The organism is Sulfurimonas limnophila (assembly GCF_059705345.1).
Genome location: NZ_AP046127.1, coordinates 1,270,853 through 1,293,151 on the forward strand (window position 1 = coordinate 1,270,853; position 22,299 = coordinate 1,293,151).

General features: G+C 33.2%; 19 protein-coding genes and 2 pseudogenes. All 21 read right to left on the reverse strand.

Annotated features, from left to right (window positions below):
• Nucleotides 1–53: 53 nt before the first annotated feature.
• The 21 genes and pseudogenes from AC6H33_RS06515 to AC6H33_RS06615 all read right to left on the reverse strand — a co-directional run bounded on the left by AC6H33_RS06515 (nt 54) and on the right by AC6H33_RS06615 (nt 22,224).
• Nucleotides 54–1,304 carry a response regulator transcription factor gene (locus tag AC6H33_RS06515; protein ID WP_497604077.1) on the reverse strand — a complete coding sequence of 417 codons (1,251 nt, stop codon included), beginning with the start codon at nt 1,302–1,304 and terminating at the stop codon, nt 54–56.
• Between the two features lie 11 nt (nt 1,305–1,315).
• Nucleotides 1,316–2,779 (reverse strand): hybrid sensor histidine kinase/response regulator, encoded by a 1,464-nt coding sequence (locus AC6H33_RS06520; protein WP_497604078.1) that lies wholly within the window; start codon nt 2,777–2,779, stop codon nt 1,316–1,318.
• Between the two features lie 3 nt (nt 2,780–2,782).
• Nucleotides 2,783–3,970, reverse strand: a complete 1,188-nt coding sequence (locus AC6H33_RS06525) for a sensor histidine kinase (RefSeq protein ID WP_497604079.1) — start codon at nt 3,968–3,970, stop codon at nt 2,783–2,785.
• Between the two features lie 3 nt (nt 3,971–3,973).
• Nucleotides 3,974–5,671, reverse strand: coding sequence for an EAL domain-containing response regulator (locus tag AC6H33_RS06530; RefSeq protein WP_497604080.1), 1,698 nt, complete (start codon nt 5,669–5,671; stop codon nt 3,974–3,976).
• A gap of 20 nt (nt 5,672–5,691) precedes the next feature.
• Nucleotides 5,692–5,841 carry a hypothetical protein gene (locus AC6H33_RS06535; RefSeq protein WP_497604081.1) on the reverse strand — a complete coding sequence of 50 codons (150 nt, stop codon included), beginning with the start codon at nt 5,839–5,841 and terminating at the stop codon, nt 5,692–5,694.
• 65 nt (nt 5,842–5,906) lie between these two features.
• Nucleotides 5,907–7,319 carry a response regulator gene (locus AC6H33_RS06540; RefSeq protein WP_497604082.1) on the reverse strand — a complete coding sequence of 471 codons (1,413 nt, stop codon included), beginning with the start codon at nt 7,317–7,319 and terminating at the stop codon, nt 5,907–5,909.
• A 76-nt stretch (nt 7,320–7,395) separates the two neighbouring features.
• Nucleotides 7,396–9,303: a methyl-accepting chemotaxis protein gene (locus AC6H33_RS06545; protein ID WP_497604083.1), complete on the reverse strand. Its 1,908-nt coding sequence runs from the start codon at nt 9,301–9,303 to the stop codon at nt 7,396–7,398.
• A gap of 23 nt (nt 9,304–9,326) precedes the next feature.
• The gene (locus tag AC6H33_RS06550) at nt 9,327–9,923 is read right to left on the reverse strand and encodes a chemotaxis protein (protein WP_497604084.1); all 597 of its coding nucleotides are present in this window, start codon (nt 9,921–9,923) and stop codon (nt 9,327–9,329) included.
• Nucleotides 9,924–10,001: 78 nt separating this feature from the next.
• A complete protein-coding gene (locus AC6H33_RS06555) occupies nt 10,002–12,074 on the reverse strand; it encodes a sensor histidine kinase (protein ID WP_497604085.1) in 2,073 nt (690 codons plus the stop codon).
• A 5-nt stretch (nt 12,075–12,079) separates the two neighbouring features.
• Nucleotides 12,080–13,138 carry a protein-glutamate methylesterase/protein-glutamine glutaminase gene (locus AC6H33_RS06560; RefSeq protein ID WP_497604086.1) on the reverse strand — a complete coding sequence of 353 codons (1,059 nt, stop codon included), beginning with the start codon at nt 13,136–13,138 and terminating at the stop codon, nt 12,080–12,082.
• A gap of 10 nt (nt 13,139–13,148) precedes the next feature.
• A complete protein-coding gene (locus AC6H33_RS06565) occupies nt 13,149–13,619 on the reverse strand; it encodes a chemotaxis protein CheD (protein WP_497604087.1) in 471 nt (156 codons plus the stop codon).
• Between the two features lie 2 nt (nt 13,620–13,621).
• Complete coding sequence (locus tag AC6H33_RS06570; protein WP_497604088.1) at nt 13,622–14,506, reverse strand: sensor histidine kinase; 885 nt, start codon at nt 14,504–14,506, stop codon at nt 13,622–13,624.
• Between the two features lie 11 nt (nt 14,507–14,517).
• Nucleotides 14,518–15,357 (reverse strand): CheR family methyltransferase, encoded by an 840-nt coding sequence (locus tag AC6H33_RS06575; RefSeq protein ID WP_497604089.1) that lies wholly within the window; start codon nt 15,355–15,357, stop codon nt 14,518–14,520.
• Between the two features lie 2 nt (nt 15,358–15,359).
• Nucleotides 15,360–17,432, reverse strand: coding sequence for a chemotaxis protein CheA (locus tag AC6H33_RS06580; protein ID WP_497604090.1), 2,073 nt, complete (start codon nt 17,430–17,432; stop codon nt 15,360–15,362).
• A gap of 3 nt (nt 17,433–17,435) precedes the next feature.
• Nucleotides 17,436–17,699, reverse strand: a complete 264-nt coding sequence (locus AC6H33_RS06585) for a hypothetical protein (protein WP_497604091.1) — start codon at nt 17,697–17,699, stop codon at nt 17,436–17,438.
• A 2-nt stretch (nt 17,700–17,701) separates the two neighbouring features.
• Nucleotides 17,702–18,685 (reverse strand): annotated as a pseudogene (locus AC6H33_RS06590) (methyl-accepting chemotaxis protein); the annotation flags it as partial.
• 228 nt (nt 18,686–18,913) lie between these two features.
• Nucleotides 18,914–19,309, reverse strand: a pseudogene (locus tag AC6H33_RS06595) (MCP four helix bundle domain-containing protein); the annotation flags it as partial.
• A complete protein-coding gene (locus tag AC6H33_RS06600) occupies nt 19,306–19,836 on the reverse strand; it encodes a chemotaxis protein CheW (RefSeq protein WP_497604092.1) in 531 nt (176 codons plus the stop codon). The gene AC6H33_RS06600 and the pseudogene AC6H33_RS06595, both read right to left, overlap by 4 nt.
• Nucleotide 19,837: 1 nt before the next feature.
• Nucleotides 19,838–20,224, reverse strand: a complete 387-nt coding sequence (locus AC6H33_RS06605) for a response regulator (protein WP_497604093.1) — start codon at nt 20,222–20,224, stop codon at nt 19,838–19,840.
• A gap of 44 nt (nt 20,225–20,268) precedes the next feature.
• A complete protein-coding gene (locus AC6H33_RS06610) occupies nt 20,269–21,255 on the reverse strand; it encodes a response regulator transcription factor (protein WP_497604094.1) in 987 nt (328 codons plus the stop codon).
• 15 nt (nt 21,256–21,270) lie between these two features.
• A complete protein-coding gene (locus tag AC6H33_RS06615) occupies nt 21,271–22,224 on the reverse strand; it encodes a response regulator transcription factor (RefSeq protein ID WP_497604095.1) in 954 nt (317 codons plus the stop codon).
• Nucleotides 22,225–22,299: the final 75 nt, after the last annotated feature.

Consider the following 22,299-nt stretch of genomic DNA (forward strand, 5'->3'; position numbering starts at 1 on the left):
CTTTTTTGAGTGATATATTCTAACATATTTATCTATATTTCTGCTCTTTTTTACTAAAGTGCATATAGCATCCCCTCTGTATTTTCTAAAACATCATTTAGAGTTCTACTATTTTGCATATTCTCTTTTATAAAAATTATATTAAGGGGCAGTCCACTTCCAAAAGCGTAATTATATATTTTTCCAAAATTTAATAATTTTTTATCTATTAAATTATCTGGATTTTTCTCTACTAGAAATATATACCTGTTTGTTTCAAAAAGATATATTGAAATCTCTTTTTTTGCCAACTCATCAGTAAACTCTTTTTTGATACTTTTCGCCAATGAGTTTAAAACAGAGTGCATCTTAGCACCTCCATACTTATCAATAAATCTTTTAGTATTTTGTAAACCAACACAAAAAATCTCATAATCCTCCTGTGAATTATTTTTTATCTCTAAGAGAGCTTCCAAAAAAGCCTCTCTTTTTGGGAAGTAGTTTGTTTGACTCTTAAATCTGTTTATCTCTGCATTTATTGCATCAAGATTTACAAGACTAAGCAGACATCCTTCGTTGTTTTGTAAGTTTGTAACACTGAGATTATATTTTTTTACAATCTTTTTACTTAAATCCATTATGGAATATATCTTATCTTGAGATTTATCTATCTGTTGTATTAATTCGTCATTGTTTATGAAGACATACTTTTTATTTTCAAAAAGATACCCTAGTCTAAATCTGCTAAAGTCGCTTAAATCTATCTCTGTAAAAAATTGCTTTTTAAAGCTGTTGTTTGCATATATGACTTTATCGCCTTGAAAATATGCAACTGGAAAGGACATTGCATTTATCATCTCTTTATGTAAATCTTGTTGTGATTTTAGTCTGTTTTCTAGGTCAATTTCTCTTTTTTCTCTATATATACTAACAGCCATTTTTGAGATACTAGATAAAAAGTTATTCATATCTATGGGCTTTGTTATAAATTTATCAACACCAATTTCTATAAGCTTTATAAGATACTCTGTATCATTATGAGCAGATGTAACTAGGATATTTTGCTCACTGTTTATGAGCTTTATTCTCTTTGACATCTCTATACCATCCATAATAGGCATTGATATATCTGTGATAACTATATCTTGTCTGTTTGCAGTGTAGTTTTTAATTCCTAAAAGTCCATTTTTTTCAACTTCTACATTACTGAAAATTTTTCTGATAAGCTTTTCAACCTGAGTTGAAATATTTACGTCATCTTCCACATAGAGTACAGATATATTTCTACATATAGCTCGAAGTTTTTTAACTTGATCCTTGTCCACTTTTTATCCTTTTAATTAGTATATGGAAATTTGATTGTAAATGTAATGCCATCCTCTGTATTTGAAGCAGTTAACTCGCCGTCCAAGCTCTCTTCTACTATTGTTTTTGTCATATAAAGACCAAGTCCTGTTCCATTTTTTTTACTTTTTGTTGAGAAATACGGTGTAAATATTTTTGGCAATATCTCATCATCTATGCCACCTCCATTATCTGAAATAGCTATAGAGATAACTTTTTTATCATTAATGCAGACAATTTTTATCTTTGGCTCTTTTATACTATTTTGTACAAGTGCGTCTCTTGAATTTGTAATTATGTTTATTATGGCTTGAAGCAACTCATCTTTTAGAGTTTTAAACTCTATAGAAGTACATCTATCATCTATTTCATACTCTATTTTTGCATCCTTAAACTCTTCTGCAAGTATTAAAATAGCCTCTTTTATTATATTTTTCATAACCACGGTACCTCTCTTTTTATTTTCTTTAAGAAAGTCTTTAAAAACATCTATCGTACTTGAGAGATGTTTTACATGCGAATCTATAACTTTTAAATTTTCTTCCAAAATACCATTATCCAACTCATCCATTACAATATCAAACTGCAAATTATTTGCAATCATACCGATTGAAGTTATGGGTTGACGCCACTGATGAGCTATCATCGCAATCATCTCACCCATAGCCGCATGTTTTGATTTAGATTGAAGTTCTTGAGATGTTCTCTTTAGCTCAGTTGTATCCATACCAGTAGCACTGTATCCTATTAGCCTGTTTCTAAAATACATAGGAGAAATAATCATATTTATACTATATAGCGAACCATCTTTTCTTCTGTTTGTAATCTCTCCTTGCCACTGCTTATATGAGCTCAAATTTCTCCACATCTCTTTATATGTAGATTCTGTTGTTTCTCTGCTTCTTAATATAGCATGTGTACTTCCGATAAGATCATCTTTTGAGTGTCCGCTTATTCGTTCAAATGGTTTTGAGACATATTGGATAATTCCGTTTTTATCAGTCTCTGAATAAATTATGTCATTATCTATCATAGCTTTTTTTGTTGCAAGTTCTCTCTTTACAAACATTGCATCTATAGTATCATCGATACTGTTTAAAAGTTTAAATTTATCTATAGGCTTAGATAAAAATGCACCGATAGAGAGCTCAAGCATCTTCTCTCTCTCCATGTACTCATCGTACCCAGTAGTTACTATAACAGGAACACTGCACCCGCCATCTCTTATCTGTTTTATCATCTGTTTGCCATCTAAAATTGGCATTATCAAATCAGTTACAACTATATCTATCTCAGAATTATACTTTCGTAAAAGCTCTAAGCCCTCTTCTCCATCATGTGCGATATATATCTTATTGAAATAATCACGAATGGAATAAACAGTCATTTTAGATAAAAATTTACTATCTTCAACATATAGCAAGGTTATAGATTTTAATCTCTCGTAGTTTCTCAAAACTCAAATCTCCTCTTTGGCACAATCTTGATTAAGTGGCATAGTTATACTAAAGAGGGCTCCGTTATCTTGATTTACTACTGCTATTTCAGATGATAGATGTTTTTGTAATATTATTTTTGACATATACAGACCAAGCCCAGTACCATTTTTATCTTTTTTAGTTGAGAAATATGGCTGAAATATTTTTGTCATAACATTTTTATCTATACCTCCAGCATTGTCTTTTACTTCTATAATAAGTTTCTTGTCTTGTGTAAAAGAGTTAATAATTATCTGTTTATTTTCTATTTCTTGCGTTTCAAAAGCATCTTTTGAGTTATGTATAAGATTTAAAAGTACTTGTGTCAACTCATTTTTGTATGTACATATAACTAAATCGCTACACGTACTTTTTACTTCTATATCTATTGAGTTTTGTTCTAACTGTTTTTTTGTCAAAGAGATACTCTTTTGCAAAATATCATTTACTAAAACTTTCTCTTTTGTTTTGCTCTCCTTAAAGAAGCTTCTAAAATCGTCTATTGTGCTAGAGAGATACTTTATCTGCTTGTTTATATCCTCTAGCTCCTCTTTAAATAGATCTTTGTCAAGATTTTCATCTTCACTAATGACTATATTAAAGAGCATATTGTTTGAAATCATACCTATTGAAGTTATGGGCTGACGCCACTGGTGCGCAATCATTTCAAGCATTTCACCCATTATGGCGCTTTTTGATTGAAAAAGCAGCATCTCTTCATGTTCTCTTATCTTTTTTACTGCTTCAAAAACTCTATCTTCTAGCTTCTCATTTAACTCTTCAAGCTCTTTTACACCTTCACATGCACTTAGGGCAAAATTTATTTTTCTTCTAAATTTGCATAACATTAAGTAGATATTTTCTATATCTACATCTTTTTTATAGATTAATTTTATATAACCTTTTTTAAGCGGTAAAATTATAAAAAAATTCTCTTTCATCTCTATCAAATTACACTTTTTACCTTCGATAACAAACTCAACCTCTTGATTTAATCCAAATGAGACCATAGCGCTCTTAGAGTCATCCTCTTTATAGTAACCAGAGTATGTAGCTTTTGTTTCACCATAAAAAGTTATAACAACTTCACTCATCATGCTCTCTATTTCAAAAGAGTTGCCTATGGCACTTAAACATTCATATGAAATTTCTAAATAATTTGTCTGCATCAATTATTCCATTATCTCTTTTGGATAGCCTATATAATACCCCTGCATTGCATCTATATCTAAAGCAACTAAGGCATCGTGCAACTCTTTTGTACTTACATGCTCAGCTACTACTTCAACTCCTAATTTATGTGCAAATATAATTATCGTTTCAACAAATATATACATATTTTTATTGCTTAACATATCTTTTATCAAAGAACCGTCAATCTTTATGAAATCTGGATTTAGCAAAAATATATGAGAAAAGTTAGAGTAACCGCTTCCAAAATCATCTATAGCAAATTTTACATCAAAGGCTCTAAAACGCTCTATAAAAGCTTTTACTATATTTATGTTGTCCAACTGATCACTTTCTACTATCTCAAATATAAGCCTCTTTCCAAGAGCATTTTGAACAATCTTATCCTGAAGATTTTGAAGCAACTGGATGTTTTTCATATCTGCATATGAAAAATTTATAGATAAAACTATATCTCTATCCACTAGCATCTTATCTATTGCTTTAAATATTACCATTTGAGAGATTTCGTTATAGTAGCTATGATTTTTTGCTATCTCTAAAAATAACGCTGGAGACAAAAGATTCGCACTATCTTGAGAACTTCTTATTCTCATCAGAACTTCATATTTATACTCTTTGTTTTTCATCATAATAGGCTGATATACTGGAATAATCAAATCTTTCTCAATAGAATTTTTTAAAAGTTCTTTGATTTCAATAATATTTTTTACACTCTCTCTGTCATCTGGAACATCTCCATAAATGGCATAACGCAAACCATATCTCTTTGCATGAATAAGAGCACGTTGAAGATACTCTATGAGATGATGTTGACTCCTTGCTATTCCCATAGTTACACTAACAGAGATATTGCTGACTCCGATAAGCGTATATCTCTTTTTATCCAATGCTCTTGAGATATTTACTGCCTCTTCTTTTAGCTCTTCACAATCTTTTGGGGTCTCTTTTCTTAGAAGGACAAATTCATCATTTGAGAGCCTAAAGAGTCCATATCCGTACTCTTTTGCCTCTACCCTTAGAAGTTCTGCAATCTGAAACAAGAGATGATTCCCATGTGCATAAGAGTAGTAGTCGTTTATGAGTCTAAAGTCGTTTATATTGATTAGTATCGCCCATTTTACAGTCTCATTATTTATAACTTTTAAAAAATACTTTTGATTATATAGAGATGTAAGCGCATCTCTGTGTTCAAGCTCTTCTTGTGAAGAGGCTGTATTTTCTAAGATCTCTTTCTCAATCTCCTCATAGTGATACTTCATCATCTTGTTTGCATAGATATTTTTTACAACTGAGTGAAGTTTGTCGAGCATAATTGGCATATCTATAGGTTTTAGCAAAAAGCCAGAGACACCAATATTTAAGAGTTTTAAAACTTCATCTGCTTCTTTGTGTGCAGATATCAGGACTATACTCTGGTCTTTGTTTATCTCTACTAGTTTTTTGCACAGTTCAACTCCATCCATGTTTGGCATCTTTAAATCTGTAATAATTAGATCATATTTCTTCTCTTTATGCATACTTAGTGCTTCAACTCCATCAGTTGCTACATCAACGCAGTCAAAAAGATTAAGAAGTGTTTTTCTTACCTGTTTACGGATACTATCTTCATCTTCAACATACAAAACTGTTATAGAGCTTCCAAAGAGACGAATTTGCTTGATTAGATTTATGTCCATGCCGTTTCCTTTTTTTTATTTTATATCATGAGCCATTGTGTTTTATCCGTATATTTGCGGATAAAATTAAATTTTGAGGAAAACTTCTCTACAGCAACACGTTCTTTTTGAAAATTATGAACAAGAATAATAAACGCCATTTTTAACTTGATAGAGATGCCACTAAGCATTAAAATTTCCTTATATTTTTATTTTAATACAGTATACTATGAAGATGTCGTCTTATTGTCACTCTTTATATATTTTTTTCTAAAACTTCTTTTGGTATCAGTATCTTAAAACTCATGCCATCTTCTGTATTTTTTGCATTTATACTTCCGTGAAAAAGTTTTGTAACAATCAACTTGCTCATATAAAGACCTATTCCACTTCCATTTTTATCTTTTGTACTAAAGTATGGCTCAAAAATATTATCTATCATACCAAGTTCTATGCCTCCGCCATTGTCAAAAATCTCTATACAAAAGTCTTTGTCATCAACACTGCACTCAATGTTTATAAGCGGATTTTGAATATTTTTGCTTATAAACTCGTCTATAGAATTTTTTATTATGTTTAACAAAACCTGATTTAGCTTAGATTCTAACAAGAAGAGTTCGCTAAATTCGCTTAAAGAGTCTCTGTACTCGACATTTATATTGCATTTTGATTTAGCTATATATGACTCTAGAAGTTTTTGCGGATTTAGCAGGAGAGTGCCCAAGAAGATATGTTTTTTTCTCTCATTGTCTTTAAAAAATGTCATAAAATCATCTATAGTCTTATTTAGATACTCTACTATGTTTTCTATCTTCTCTATTGACTCATCTATATTTTCATCACTTAAGACTTTTAGCATCTTTTTGGCTTTGATTTTTAAGCTAACAGATGCAAGAGTAGCTAGAGGCTGTCTCCACTGATGAGCTATCATATGTATCATTTCGCCCATGCTCGAAAAGCGTGTCTCTTTTTGTGAAGCAGTTATATCATGAAAAGAAAAAATAGTACATTCATCGCCTAATGTAGAACTATGCACAGCTAATAACAAGTTTTTATATCTATATGTTTTATTTAGGCATACTGAGGTATGTTTTAGCTCTTTTATATCTTTTCCAAGCGGACCGCTTAGTATAGTATCTAGCTTTATAAACTCTTCGAGTGGTTCAAAAAATATTTTTGCCAATGAGTTAAATTCTAAAACTCTAAGTGAATCATCACAAACTATCATTGCTTCATTTGAAGCTTCAAGAAGAGAATCTACAAAGATATTTCTGTTTTTTAACTCTCTATGTGACTCAACTATCTTAAGATAACTCTTTAGTTTTGATACTAAGAGTTTGTTGTTTATAGGCTTTGATATAAAGCCTATAGCTCCAGATTCATACGCCTCTATCTGATTTTCATCACTCTTGTCTATCGCAGAGACAAGAACAACAGGAATATCTTTTGTCTCATTTTTGCTCTTTAACTCTCTTAATAGTCCATACCCGCTCACAAGAGGCATTTGAATATCACTTAAAATGATGTCTATAGGCTCTCTAAGCACAATAAGCATAGCCTCTTTAGCGCTCTGCGCTTGATAAACATTATGTTCAAAATTACATGTTATGATAGCCTCAAGAAGCAATAAATTTGTTGCGTTGTCATCAACTATCAATATATTATACATTTTATCTGCCTACCGTGTATGACAAAAGAAATGCACTAAAAGCCAAAATGGCTAAACTAAATGTAAAAAACATATCCTACTCCTTGTTTGTTTGTTTAAGCATCTCATCTAAGAGAGCAAACATCTCGCTTGATGAACTCTCCATTGCATCAAAATTAGCAATTATTTTTTGAGAATTTTGAAGAGTTGTTATCTCTGGCTCTTGATTTATAAACGCTAAGTTGTTATTTGCATTTTTATGAACTATCTCATGCGGTATAGCTATCTGCTTATAGGCTGTTGTCTCAGAGAATCTTCTTCTGCCCTCTTTCTCATACCACAATCCAAGTTCACACTCATGCGTATCTTGTGTTTTAAGCATTTTGCTAAGCGATATGATAGAGTTGTAAACACGTGATTTGTAGAGTATATGCTCTAACTTTGCTAGAACTATAAATATGCTGTTTTCCATTCCATAAGAGTAGTTAACCATTTTTAGAGAGTTTTGGCTTAGTTCTATCAACGTATCTTCAAAGCCGTTTATTTTATCAGTAGAGCGTTCGACTGTTGTCTTCATACTAGAAGAGCTCTCTTGAATCTCATTCATATCCTGCTGAAGTGATTTGATAGAGACAGAAATCTCTCCTGTTGCCCTGTGTGTTCTCTCAGCTAGTTTGCGTACTTCATCTGCAACAACTGCAAACCCTCTTCCGTGCTCTCCTGCACGTGCAGCTTCTATCGCTGCGTTTAGTGCTAAGAGGTTTGTCTGGTCTGCTATATCTGTGATAAGCTCGATAACTGAAGTTATCTCATTTGTTCTTTTGGCTATCTCTAAAACACTATCGTTGTTGATGGTCACTTGTTCGCTTAGCGCATGTAGTTCGCCTACTACGACAGATATATCATCTCTTGACTCATTTGCAGAAGACGATGCCTCTTTTGTAGCCGATGTTATGATTTTTAAATCCTCAATATTCTCATTTAAATCAGAAATAATAAGAGATAAAGACTCCGATACATTTACGCTTTTTGTACTTATTTTTGCGTTAAATATATCTCTTTGAGCTTTTTCATGTTGAAGTTTCATGAAATCTATACTCATTCCAACACTCTCTATAGCCTTAACAAATTCGCCTTGCATACCATAAGAAGAGATTTTATGTTCAAAGATGCCTTTTGAAGCATCTGTAATTGTCCCATTTATCTCACTTATGAGATTTTGCGTATGGGTTATCAAAGAGCTAAGTTCCCTGCCCATTATGCCTAGCTCTGTATCTTTTTCATTTGTAGAGTTTTGCTTATGGCTAAAGTTACCCTTTGCAACATAACCTATTAGTGATGTAAACTCATTTATACCAGATATGATTGATTTTCTTATAGCAATCGCCAAAATAAAAACAGCTATAGCTACTATAATACCCGCTACTAAAACTATATATTTAAAGAAATTTATCTCTACACCAAGTGAATGTGAGTCACTATCAAGCTCTTGAGCTTTTAAATCTACTAGTTTTTGAAATGATTCTCTTGAAGCATTTGCAAGGGGAGTAAGCTCTTTTGAGTAAGAGGCGTATATGCTCTCTTTCTCATTTTTTATCTTATCCTCGCTAAAAGACTCCATCATAGTGTATGATCTGTTTAAAAACACCATAGTAGACTTTTTCGCTTCACTAAGAAGTTTAACTGAACTCTCTATCTCCATTAACTTCTCTAAATCATTAAAAAGAGTCTCTATCTCATTAATCTTCTCTTTTAACTTTTTAATATTTTTTACATACTCTCCACCGAGCATAATATCTCTTGTCAAGCGACTTGTATAGTTTAGATTTTTCTCAATTTTTAACGTACTTAGTTCACCTGTCATAGAGTTATGATGAAGGTGATTATATTTTGATGCCAGATGATTCATAGCAAAATATATAGACAAAGCAGCAACAAACACAAAACCAGTAACCATCACTATAAAATAGTTCATCTTCTTATAAATACTTAAGTTTTTAAACATTTCAAACCTCTACTTTAAAATTTTTAACTTGCAAATTGAGCCAATAAAGCCTCAATCTCATCATTTGACACAAGAGTATTGTTAATATCTCCTGCAATATGCAAAGCGGACGAGGCTCTGCTTGAATCTTGGGTTTTTCCCTCAAGAAGATTGTTCATATAGCTTGACAATGAACGCATTACATTTACAACTCTCTCTATTTTCTGGCGGTGGATATCTTGATACTGAAAAATATCCATACAGCCAAGCAGTGCATCACTGTTTAATTGGCAATTTTGAAACATTTTGTTTGCATCCTCTAGAGATGCTCTACTTTTTTGAAGAGTATTGCCAAAAGCTTTAACTTCTGGAAAGCTTAAACTAAGCTTTTCTAAAAGCATAATATTTCCGCCTAAAACCTCTACTATGTGTGTTAGTTTCTGCTCTTTTTCTGATAATTCATTATATATCTCTTCTATGATGTCAAATATCTCTACTGCTTTTTCTTCACTCTCACGTGTGACTTCATCAAGCTGTATAACCATCTTGTTCTCATCTACTGATGGCAATGGCCAGAGATAGGATGTATCTATTGAGTAACCAGAAGGATACTCTAATGCTATTTTTTGGTTATCGTTCATACAGACTCCTCGGGCATAAAAAAATATTTCACTCTTTGAGTAGAAATTGTATTTTATAAGTGTCGCAGATGTGTCGCTTCAGGCTAAATTATCATCTTTTATCTTTAAAAAGATGGCAAAACATGCACCATTATCACTATTTTTTACACTTATTCTGCCTTCTAGGAGCTCTTCAATAATTTTTTTTGACATATATAGCCCAAGACCTGTTCCGTTTTTACTTTTTGTAGAGAAGTATGGCTCAAAAATCTTATCAATAATCTTCTCATCAATACCTAGAGCGTTGTCACATACTTCTATAACCAGTTCATCATCTTTTGTATAGACATCTACTTTTACTTCTCCATTTTCTATATTTTTTTCTACTATTTGATCAATAGCATTTTTGTATAAATTTAAAAAAACTTGTGATATTTTTGAGAGTATAGTCATAACCCTCATACTCTCATCTACTCTAAAATTAACTTCAAATGAGATACTTTTAGTGTTTAGAATTGCATCTACTAGATTTTTTGCACTATATACTATATCTTTTACCTCTACACTCTCAAATATATCGCTATCTTTAAAAAAGTCCCTAAAATCATCTATCGTTTTTGACATATAGTTTATCTGTGCATAGAGTTTATCTAGTGCATCTGCAATGACTTTATCATCAAGCATCTCCATCTCATGCATAACTCTTATCCTAGATAAAACTGCACTCTGTACACTAAGTGGTTGACGCCACTGATGAGCTATCATAGACATCATCTCACCAATTGCTGCATCTTTTGACTGCACAACAAGGATTCTGTTTTTCTCTTCTAGCTCTGTTATATCATTAAAGACGATAACCTCTTCATCTTCATCTTCAAAGAGATTTCCTGATGTTTTTACATCATAAATCTTCTCTATACCATCTTTGTTTATCATCATGACGTGATAGCTTTTTGTGCTGTCTTGTTGCATATACTTATTCCACATCATTCCATCAACACTCATGGAGAGACAGTGGTAGCCATTTTTTTGGCGGAAAAGTTCACATATACAGTTATGTTTTGATTTAAAATCACTGAGATTTGCAAATCCAAACTCCTCAAAAAAGATAGAGTTTATATTTTTTATATTTTTGCCATCAGTTACTACAACTATCGCTTTTTGTGAGTTATAGATAGCATCTTTTCTTTTTAAATCTTGTATTTGGTGAGTTATATCATAAAAAGAGATGATAAAAGTGCTAAGATTTAACATCTTGTATTTCATCTTGTAGTATTTTTTATGATAAAAAAAGACCTTCTCGCTTTTTAAATGCAGCTCATAATCATTTAAAAAAGAGAGGAAAGTAAATATCTCTTTTTTTTGTTCGACATCTTCAAGCAGTTCTGAGAGTTCTATACCTTTGTTTATCTTTGAAAATATATTTTTTGTATTTTTATTAAAATCTATAACGATAAAGGCATTATTTACAATAACCTGCGCCTCATCAGAAGCTTGAAGTAAAGAGTCTATATAGTTATAACTTTTTTGCAAAGAGAGAGTTTTTTCTTCCACTTTTAGTTCTAACTCATTATTTAGTTGCTTTAACTCTCTTTGAGCATCTTTAGCGAGTTTTGCAGCAGGAAAAAACATGTAATGTACAAATAAAAAAGTCATTATCATACTGCTTAGTATAAAGAGTAGATTTAATATAATCAATTTTTCTTGTTTGGAAGAAAAATTTTCTTTTACTATTTCTACTACTTCTGAGACTCTATTAAATGTAATCTCTGCGCTTATTTCTAGATTATCATAATTTTCTCTGCTTTGATATTCTATAAACTGCTCTACACTGCCTAAAAATTTCTCTACTTCACTCTTTACGCCAACCAATTTTTCATTATGTATAAAGTATTTTTCATGTAAAAAATATGTATTTTCTCTCATCTGTGTGTAAATACGCAAGAGAGTATTTTTAGAACTACTATTGCTATGCATATATACCTTATGTGTTTCAAGGAGTATTTTTTGCGTTAGCATTCTCTGTTTTGCAGATATATCTATCTCTTCTTTAAAACTATCCCTTAGCCCTTTTGCCTCAATAGCAAAAAAAATAGCAAATAAAACCCACATTACAAATAAGATTATCGGAGCTATTTTTAAATTACTTGATTTAAGTATGTTTTTTATCATCTTTTCTACTTTCTCTCATTTAGAAGTGAGACTATTTTTACATCTATGTTAGAGAGTGACTCTACAAAATCAACTGCGCCTATATCGTAAGCGACTTTTGGCATCCCCCACACAACTGAACTTTTTTCATCTTGAGCTATTGTTGAAGCACCGCTTGTTTTCATCTTTAACATCCCTTTTGCGCCATCACTCCCCATGCCCGTAAGAAGCACACCTATAGCATTTGCTCCAGCATGAGAGGCAACAGAGTTGAACAAAACATCAACAGATGGTCTGTGTCCGCTTACTTTATCGCCAGTTCCAAGCTTTACTCTGTAGTTTCCGCCATCTCTTCGAACTACCATATGCAAATCTCCTGGAGCAATTAAGACTCTTCCACGCCCTATAATGTCGCCATCCTCTGCCTCTTTTACTTCAACCTCACAAAGAGAGTTTAGTCTCTGAGCAAAAGAGTTTGTAAACCCCCCTGGCATATGCTGAACTATCACAACACCAGGAGTATCTTTTGTAAAACGGCTAAGAAGCTCCGCTAATGCTACCGTTCCGCCAGTTGATGCGCCTATGGCTATTAGTTTGTTTGTTGTTTGAGCTAAAGAGTAAGATAGTCTTGGTTTGTGCTCAACAACGGCATTTTTTGCTTTTCTTGCCTCTATCCTTGCCCCTAGATTTGAAGAAGCGACCATTTTTACTTTTTGGATTAACTCTTTTTGTATCTCATCTATACCGTCATAGATGTTTGAATGAGGCTTTGCAACATAGTCGATAGCTCCAGCTTCAAGTGCATCTAAAGTTACCTGCGCACCATCTTGAGTAAGTGAAGAGACCATCAAAACTGGTGTCGGAAAGTACTTCATAACCTTTTTTAAAAAGCTGATTCCATCCATACGAGGCATCTCAACATCAAGGCAGATAACATCAGGTTTTAGCTGAACTATCTTATCTCTTGCTACGTAAGCATCTGGTGCTGTGGCTATTACTTCTATCTCGCTGTCTTTGCTTAAAACATCCTTTAGTACTGTTCTAGCAGTTGCACTATCATCTACTATAAGAACTCTAATCGCCACAATTCACCCCTTAAAACTCTGTTTTTTGAACGTATTTGAGCATTACACGCCCACTGTTTGACTCAAGAGATATTTTTCTGCCTCTTGTTCCGCCCAAATCACTAGCTGTTATTTTTATACGTTGTTCGCTTAGCAAATGGTGTGCGATTTGGATATTTTTCTCTCCAACCAACATTCCATTTGCTGCATTGAAGTTGTTGGGACTAGCGCCGCCAAAAACCTTTGCAACCATATCTCTTCTTTGACACCCAACCGCTTCCATCGCCTCTATAAGCTTTGCAATTGCTATATTTCCATACTTAGGACTAGCTAGACCCTCGTTGTTCCAAAGAGGCAAAAGGTAGTGGTTCATCCCAGAGATTTGCATCTTTGAATCATATAGACAAACCGCAACACATGAGCCTAAAACCGTCTGTATAACGGATGGACGCACTGCTACAAAAAGCTGACTTGAGTGGATATACTTTTTTTCGTACTCCATCTCTAAAACTCCTCACCAGCACTATCCGATACAAATAAAAAATCATCATCATCAAAAAGGTTATTATCACTTTTTAATGATTTTGCAAGAGTGACTTCAAATTTTGTTGATTTTAAAAGAGTGCTCTCAAAATGGATAGAACCATCAAGCAAATCTACCAAATCCCTAACGATAGAAAGCCCCAAACCTTGCCCTCTGTGAGCCCTGTTCATACCACTGTGAGCTTGATGAAAACGCTTAAATATGTTCTCATAATCACTCTCATCAATCCCCTCCCCAAAATCTTGAACAATAAGCTTTATATCGTTATTCTCTTCAGTTATAAAGACATTTACCTTTGAGCCACTTGGAGAAAACTCAACTGCATTTGAGATTAGATTTAGAAGTATGAGGTATAGCTTTTCTCTATCTAAATATATTATGTCCTCTGTTGAGATTTTTGTCTGTAAATCTATCTTTTTATGTTGTAGCGGATATTTTAGCTCTTCTTTGATTTGGAGTAAAATATCTAAAAAATCTATCTTTGATGATTCAAGCCCTATGGTACCTGACTCTATCTCTGCGGCTGTTATGATGTTTTTTATCTGAAAATTAAGCATCAAAGACTCTTCATATAAAGATTCTCCTATAAAACTTACTCTCTCATCGTCACTTGCTTTTAGGAGTGATTTTGATAGGCTTATCATGCTAAATATAGGGTTGTTGAACTCATTTTTGATGATAGACATAAACTTGCTTCTGTTCTCTTCTGATTTTGTAAGTCTTTTGTTTACATCTTCGAGTTTTTTTAACATCTTTGCACTGTCAGCTATGATTAAATCTCTATCTAAAAATCTCTTTTGAATCTCTTCTAAAAGTATCTCGTTTGTAATTTCACCCAAATTCATAACTCTTCCTTTTACTGTTTTTTATAGATAGATGGTTTTTGCATTTTTAAAATTCCATCTTTCATTGTTACCAAGCTCTCACTGTGTCCTATGAAAAAATATCCGTCTTTGAGGATTTTTGAACTAAGATTTCTAACAACACCATCTTTTGTCTCTTTGTCAAAATATATCATTACATTTCTACAAAAAATCATGTCAAAACTTTGAGGAATCTTTGAATAATCCCCATAAACAAGGTTAAAACTCCTAAATGTAATCATAGATTTTACAAATGGTTTTATCTCATAGCAGAGTTCATCTCCCTGCTTAGTTTTAATGTTTTTTTTATCAAAAAACTTGACCAGCATACTTTTTGGCAAAGTGCCTATCTCTTGAGTACTATAACACCCGTCCATAGCTTTTTGGAGGATATTTTCAGATATATCAGTAGCTAAGATTTTTATATCCCAATCTTTTGGATTTTTTAGAGTTGAGAGCAAAAATATAGCTATGGTGTATGGTTCTTGACCGCTAGAACAAGCTGCCGACCAGATTCTAAGCGTTCTTTTTTTTGCCGCTTCAAACTCTTTTACCTCTTTTTCTAAAAAATCCCACTGTGACTGTTCACGAAAAAAGCTTGTGACATTTGTGCTTATCTCATTTATAAGCATAATCATCTCTTCGCCAGAATCATCTTCATGCAGATACTCTAAGTACTCTTTAAATGAACGCAGATTTAAATCTCGCAACCTTTTTGAGAGCCGACTTCGAACCAACATAATTTTATGTTCAGCCAAGTGAATGCCTACTTCTTTGTAGACAAATTCACTAAGCTCTTTAAACTCTGATTTTGAGATTTCATACGCTGCCATATTCATGCGTTATACTCAAAATCTAGATGTTCTCTCACGCCTTCAGTGTTTAAGATAAGAGCAATCTGCCCTGTTCCCAAAATCGCTGCACCTGAAATCTCTTTTACATTGTTGCTTAGAACTCCAAGAGATTTGATAACCACCTGCTGACGTCCGAGTAATTCATCTACTTGAATGATATATTTTCCTCTTTCATGGTCTATGCATATAAAAGTAGAGTACTCAAACTCTGTTTTAGAACTGTTTAGTGCTAGGAGTTTGTTTAGTCTAACGATTGGCAAAATCTCGCCTCGATAGTTTATAAACTCCCCTTCGCCTTTTACATAATGTATATCTTTGATTATCGGGCTGAAAGATTCAACAACAGATAGTGTTGGAACGATTAACATCTCATTATCAACTCTAACTGTCAATCCATCAATAATTGCAAGAGTAAGCGGAAGTATGATTCTAAATACAGTTCCAACTCCAATCTCACTCTCAACAGTTATCTTTCCTCTTAGCTCTTCGATAGATTGCTTAACCGCATCAAGCCCTACTCCGCGTCCGCTTATGTCAGTTATAGTTTGCGCAGTTGAAAACCCAGCACAAAAGAGAAAGTTTATAATTTCATCTTGAGTATATGCCACATCATCTTTTGCAAACCCTTTTTCTATCGCTTTTTGAAGGATTTTTGATGTATCGATGCCTCTGCCGTCATCTCTTATCTCTATAACGAAAGAACTACCTTTGTGTGCAGCACTTAGATATATATCTCCACACCCCTCTTTGCCAAGAGAGATTCTCTCATGAGCGCTCTCTTCTATACCGTGATCAACAGAGTTTCTAAGCAGATGGATTAGAGGCTCTGAGAGCTTGTCAACCATTGTTTTATCTATCTCTGTGTCTTCTCCGCTTAAGAAAAGTTCTATCTCTTTGCCTGTTTTTAGACTTACATCTCTTACAACTCTCTTCATCTTTAAAAAAGTATCTTTGATAGGAATCATTCTAAGGCTCATTACCTTGCTTTGAATAATTCTAGTTGATTTGCCAAGCATCTCTAGGTACTGGTTTAGTTCGTTGTTGTTTATTGCACGAATCTGCTCGTTTTGGCTAATGTAACTCTGTGCGATTACAAGTTCACCTATGGAATCAAAGAGTTCATCAAGTTTTGCAGACTCAACACGAATAGAGCTTTTTGCTACGCTTTTATGCTCTTTAGCACTCTCGTCACTGCTCTCGTTTATACCTTGTAATGCCTCATTAATTGGCTTTTGTACTTCTATTTCTTTTATATCTTCTAGCTCGACAACACTTAGTGAGACTTCATGCTCTTGCGCTATAAACTCAAAAATATCTAAAATATCCATCTCATCACTCTCGCTTAAGAGATACATGTAGAGCGCTTTTATATATGAGTGTTCTGTATTAAACTCTTCTAATGTTGGGACGCTCTCATTAATAATATAGTTTGAGTAGATGATAGTCCCAAAATTCTCAAGCAGTCTAAAAAATATCTGATGATTGTATCCTCTTAAATATATATCGCTATCAAGCTCCAGTTTTATCTCATATATCTTTTTGCCGTCTATATTTTTTAAATCATATTGCGTATGTTCAACCATTTTTTCAACAATTTGTCTCTCTTGCGATGCATGAGCAAATGAAGAGGCACTAACTATCTCTTCAAAACTCTGCTCATGGCTCTCTTTTATATTTAGTGCCTTTTTTATCTCGCCTAAAATCTCATAATAATTCTGCGGATAACCATTAATACCCTCTTCTTCATACTCAAAGACACTCCCCACAATGTCAAAAGAGCGAATAAAGAGATCAACCTCGCTTGAGTCTAGCACACTCTCTTCTTTTCTATAGATAGAGAGTAAATCTTCAAAGTGATGTACAAATTCGCCAAGTTTTACAAAGCCAAATGAGTTTGCATTTCCCTTTAGCGTGTGAATACCTCGAAATATATCATTGATAAGGATTTTATCATTTGGAGTATCTTCCAAATTTAAAAGTTTTGGAGCAATCTCCTCTAAAATCTCTTTACACTCGTTTAAAAAAATCTCCATTACTCTGTCATGCTTATCCATCTCTTATCCTCTTATATCTAACGACACTATTCCAATTCCCTCTACATTTATAGAAGGCTTATCCAAAAAATCTATCGCTATATTTGGAGCTGTTTTTCTAATTGAGACCAAAAGAGAAAAGAGCGCACTTGATTCTACTCCTAGAGCGTCATCAACAATTACCTCTTTTACATCTTCTATGTTTAGCAAAATCTCTTTTGCCAAACTCTCTAAAGAGTCATTGCTCGATTTTGCATCTATAATTAATACTCCATCTCTTAAGTTCATAGTTAAAACTCTCTTAAATCGTCATCATCTAATGGAAGAACTTCAGATGGCTTTTTAGTCGCTACTACCAAAGTATTTTTTTTGTTTTGTTTTGTATTTGATTGAAAAGCTGTTTTTTGCTGATGATGAATCACCGACTTTACAGAGTGAGCAGAAGATGCAACTATGCCAAAGATACCAGCCAATTCACCAATAGTTACTTTCATACTAGTAGCTTGTGCGCTCATCTCTTCACTAGCCGCTGCACTCTCTTCTGAATTACTCGCTATAACTTGAGTGATAGAGTCAACTTGACTCATAGCCTCGCTTAGTTGGTTGATACCCGTTGCTTGTTCTTTCGATGCTATGGCTATCTCGCCTACGATATCGCCTGTCTTTTTAACTTTATCTAAAATCTCAACAAACGCTTTATTTGTCTGCTCAGTGATTTGGTTACCTTTTCGTACATCATCAATAGACTTCTCAATAATAGCCGCTGTATCTTTTGCAGCAGTTGCACTTCTTTGAGCAAGATTTCTAACCTCTTCTGCAACAACAGCAAACCCTAAACCATGCTCACCAGCACGTGCCGCTTCAACCGCTGCATTAAGTGCAAGAAGATTTGTTTGAAACGCAATCTCATCAATAGTTTTGATGATATTTGATATTTTTCTACTGCTATCGTTAATCTCAACCATAGAAGTACTAAGTTCTCTGATATGCTCGTAACCCATCTTAGCAGCTTCATTTGCATCTTTGCCCAACATATCGGCTTCTCTTGCATTTTCAGAGTTTTGCTCAATTGTCGCTTTCATCTCTGTTAGTGAGCTCGTAATCTCCTCAACTGAAGCAGCTTGTTCTTGCGCACCCTCTGCTAGTTGTTGTGAAGATGAACTTATCTGATTTGAAGCACTTGCAACCTGCTCTGCATTCTCGCTTACATTTGTAACACTGCTTGAGATAAGAGCCATCATCTGACGAACCATAAATATAGCAATAATTAGTGCAAGTGCTATGCCCCCTACTGCAATGGCAATGTTTGTATTTCTTAAGTTTTCATAATCTTTTGTTGTTTGAGCATCAATCTCATTTAAAAGGTCTTGATTGTTTTTTAGTATAGTAGTTACGCTAGAACTAACAGCCTCTCCATACTCTAAACCTTTTGTAGCAGAGAGCTCAACACTTTTTTTCTGAGCCGCAATTGCCTCCTCACCCTCTCCAAGTGAAGTGATAGAGAGCGCTTTTATCTCAGTTATAAACTCATCATATTTTTTCAAATCACTTTGCAAAGTCTGAATCAATGCTCTGTTTTCCTCTTTTACTATCAACTCTTTGATGCTGATAAGAAGCTTGTCCATCTCTTGTCTTTCTGTTTTCATGATGTTTGCATACGCAGCTATCTCATCTGTATTTTTTGAGAGAACAATATTTTTCTCATTTTTTCTGCATGACTCTGAGTATCTTCCTACGATTCCCATTTCAGTAAGTTTTTTAGCCTCTTTTTGAGTTAAATTTGTAATAGAGTCATTTAAGCTTGATGCCCCGCTTAAGCCAGACCACGCGATTGTTATCGCAACTATTACCAACACCGCAATTATCATAGACAACTTTTGAGTAAATGTCATTTTCATTTTTCTTCTCCTGTTTTTATATCTTTTATTTTTTCTATCTGTTTTACACTGTTTAACTCTGATTCTGAAAATATTTTCATAAGATTCACAATCATAACAACACCATTAGCTGTTTTTGCCATAGATTTTAAAAATGTAGTATCTATTGCTGTACCAAACTTTGGAGGTGGAGCCATTTCCTCTTGAGTTATATTTAAAACATCAGCTGTTTTATCTACAATAAAGCCTATCAAGCTATCTTCAACTATCCCTATTATGATTGTAGTTCTCTCGTTATACTCAATCTCAGAGAGTTCAAATTTAACCCTTATGTCTATTATTGGAATAACTAAACCCCTTAAGTTAATAACACCTTTTACAAAAGTTGGCATTTTTGGCACTTTTGTAAACTTCATCATCGCAATAATTTCTTTGACATCAAGTATCTCAACTGCATACATCTCCTCATTTATCTCAAATGAGAGATATTTTTGAGCACTTGAAGCCGTTAACTTTGTCTTGGCTGTTGTTTTTTGGGTTATCGCCATGCTATATCCCTAAAACTTTTTTAATTGCTAAAACTATTTTGTCGTTACTAAATGGTTTAACAACCCAACCAGCTATGCCTATATCTTTTCCAGCCTGTTTTATCTCTGGCGAATTTTCAGTCGTTAGAGCTAAAATAGGTTTTTGCCTAAGAGATGCAACACCTTTTAATTTTGTAGCTAGTTCAAGACCGCTCATCTGTGGCATATTTATATCCGTAAAGAGGAGGTCATAATCAACGTTTCCAGATGTAACTTTTTCTAAAAATTCAACTGGATTTAAATATGTATCAAAAGAGATACTTCCATTTGCCACAAGCTCTTCAACAGCCAACTCAACAGACGCTAGAACTGCTTTACTATCATCCACAAACACTACTTTTTTTGACATTTTTCATCCTTTTTTTTAAAATTTTTGTCACTTTTTTTTATAAGTTAAAATAGCTCAAACTCCTCCTCTTCTAATGGGAGATTTTGGACTGAATTTTTTAACTGTTTGATTGAACTAGCTAGTGAATCTTGAAGATAAAAAATATCTATCGTATCTTTGTAAACAAAAACCGTCTGAATAAATCTCGATATATCATCATAGATAAACTCAACCATCTTGAATTTGTTTTTTTGCTCATCTTTTAATGAATCAAAATCTATATCTTTTAAAAATGTCGCCAAATCCAAAAAGAGTCCAGCCATTTGTCTCATAAAATCTATCTGAGAAAGTATGGTCTGCATTCTCTTTAGAAGTCCGCTTATCTTTAAGAGTAGCCCATAAGATAAATTTCCCTCAAAAATATCATTTATATAGACTTCAAAATCATCATTTATCTCAATTAGAGTTGTTATATCATCCTCTATCACACCCCATGCTGAGCCACTGTTTTGCAAGTTTGTTAAGAAGCTCTTACTGCTCAGACGTTTTTGGCTAAGAACATCATCTACTTTTTTTGGCTTTGCTTGAGCCGTTGCAGATGGAGTCTCTTCATCCATAATAAACTCCTTCTCCTCTTTATAAAATTTAGCTAAAGATACATTTTCACAAACCTTAAGAAGCCTATATAAAAACTCATCATCTTTAAAAGGCTTATGTATAAATTGACGTATTCCTATATCAATCAACTCAACAAAATACTCAACTTCATTATGTGCAGAGAGTACGATAATGGCTTGGTCTTGATTTATGATTTTTACTTTTTTACAAAGCTCCACACCATTCATAATTGGCATAGTTACATCACTTAGGATTATGTCAAATTTTTCTTTGTTATATAAGTCAAGTCCTTCTTGCCCATTATTAGCAACTTTTACATCCATAAAAAAAAGTTTTGATAGCTCATATAGTTCCCCGTTAAGAGCTATATCATCTTCAACTATAAGAAGAGTCAAATCTTTTGCAAACTCTTTTAACTCTTTAAAAATATTCACAACATCCCCTTTTTTTTAAAATAACTCAAGCTCTTCTTCTACTAAAAAGTCATCAAATACACTCTGCTTTAACTGCGTTAGTGAAGAACGCAAAGAGTCTTCAAGATATGAAGTATCCTGCACCTCTTTTTTTACAAATACCAAATCTATAAATTTTGCAATATCATCATATATAAACTCTATCATTGAAAGTTTTGATTTTTGCTCATCACTTAGCAGCTCGAAATTTATACTCTCTAAAAAGTTTGCAAGTTCAAATATAACTATAGATATATTTGTAGTAGCCCCTATTTGAGACAAAAGCGTGTATATCTTTGATAAAAGCGCACTTATGGCATTTATATCTTTTGCATCTGCTCCATAGTGTATGCCATCTACAAGAGTTTGCAAATCATCTCTTAACTCCAATAAGTACTCTATGTCCTCATTCATCTCAGAATTCAAAGTAAATATAGTTTTGTTTGTATGCTTATAGATTGTTTTTATATTCTCATGATTTTTATTTAACGTAGATTTGTCACTGATCATAGATGAACAATCTTTTTTATAATCATCCATACCATTTGAGAGAACCTTATCCTCACATACTCTAAGAAGTCTGTAGAGCAACTCTTGATGATCAAATGGTTTATATATAAGCTGTTTGATTCCTATATCTACAAGTTTTACGAGATACTCAATATCTCTATGAGCAGAGATAATTACAATATCTTGATTTGGATTTATCTGTTTTAGATTTTTACTAAGAACCACGCCATCCATTTTTGGCATCGTTATATCTGTGATAACTATATCAATGCTGTTATTTTTATATATAGTAAGTGCTTCTACACCGTTGTAAGCAAAAAAGACTCTCTTAAAGAAAAGCTCGGCAACATTTACCAACTCTTCATTAAGTGCTTTATCATCTTCAACAATTATGACACTAAGATTTTTTGCAAAATCTTTTAACTCTTTTACAATACTCATTTTCAATCCTATCTCTTTTGGAAATATTTTTTAAGTATGTAATCTTAGTCTGATAGTGTCGCTGATATGTCGCTG

Bases quoted from the DNA above. Each gene is read 5' to 3' on its own strand.
- AC6H33_RS06525 (WP_497604079.1), bottom strand. From the start codon at position 3,970: ATGCAGACAAATTATTTAGAAATTTCATATGAATGTTTAAGTGCCATA.
- AC6H33_RS06555 (WP_497604085.1), bottom strand. From the start codon at position 12,074: ATGATAAAAAACATACTTAAATCAAGTAATTTAAAAATAGCTCCGATA.
- AC6H33_RS06575 (WP_497604089.1), bottom strand. From the start codon at position 15,357: ATGGCAGCGTATGAAATCTCAAAATCAGAGTTTAAAGAGCTTAGTGAA.
- AC6H33_RS06605 (WP_497604093.1), bottom strand. From the start codon at position 20,224: ATGTCAAAAAAAGTAGTGTTTGTGGATGATAGTAAAGCAGTTCTAGCG.
- AC6H33_RS06615 (WP_497604095.1), bottom strand. From the start codon at position 22,224: ATGAGTATTGTAAAAGAGTTAAAAGATTTTGCAAAAAATCTTAGTGTC.
- AC6H33_RS06585 (WP_497604091.1), bottom strand. From the start codon at position 17,699: ATGAACTTAAGAGATGGAGTATTAATTATAGATGCAAAATCGAGCAAT.
- AC6H33_RS06530 (WP_497604080.1), bottom strand. From the start codon at position 5,671: ATGGACATAAATCTAATCAAGCAAATTCGTCTCTTTGGAAGCTCTATA.
- AC6H33_RS06535 (WP_497604081.1), bottom strand. From the start codon at position 5,841: ATGCTTAGTGGCATCTCTATCAAGTTAAAAATGGCGTTTATTATTCTT.
- AC6H33_RS06565 (WP_497604087.1), bottom strand. From the start codon at position 13,619: ATGGAGTACGAAAAAAAGTATATCCACTCAAGTCAGCTTTTTGTAGCA.
- AC6H33_RS06550 (WP_497604084.1), bottom strand. From the start codon at position 9,923: ATGAACGATAACCAAAAAATAGCATTAGAGTATCCTTCTGGTTACTCA.
- AC6H33_RS06580 (WP_497604090.1), bottom strand. From the start codon at position 17,432: ATGGATAAGCATGACAGAGTAATGGAGATTTTTTTAAACGAGTGTAAA.
- AC6H33_RS06545 (WP_497604083.1), bottom strand. From the start codon at position 9,303: ATGTTTAAAAACTTAAGTATTTATAAGAAGATGAACTATTTTATAGTG.
- AC6H33_RS06570 (WP_497604088.1), bottom strand. From the start codon at position 14,506: ATGAATTTGGGTGAAATTACAAACGAGATACTTTTAGAAGAGATTCAA.
- AC6H33_RS06540 (WP_497604082.1), bottom strand. From the start codon at position 7,319: ATGTATAATATATTGATAGTTGATGACAACGCAACAAATTTATTGCTT.
- AC6H33_RS06600 (WP_497604092.1), bottom strand. From the start codon at position 19,836: ATGGCGATAACCCAAAAAACAACAGCCAAGACAAAGTTAACGGCTTCA.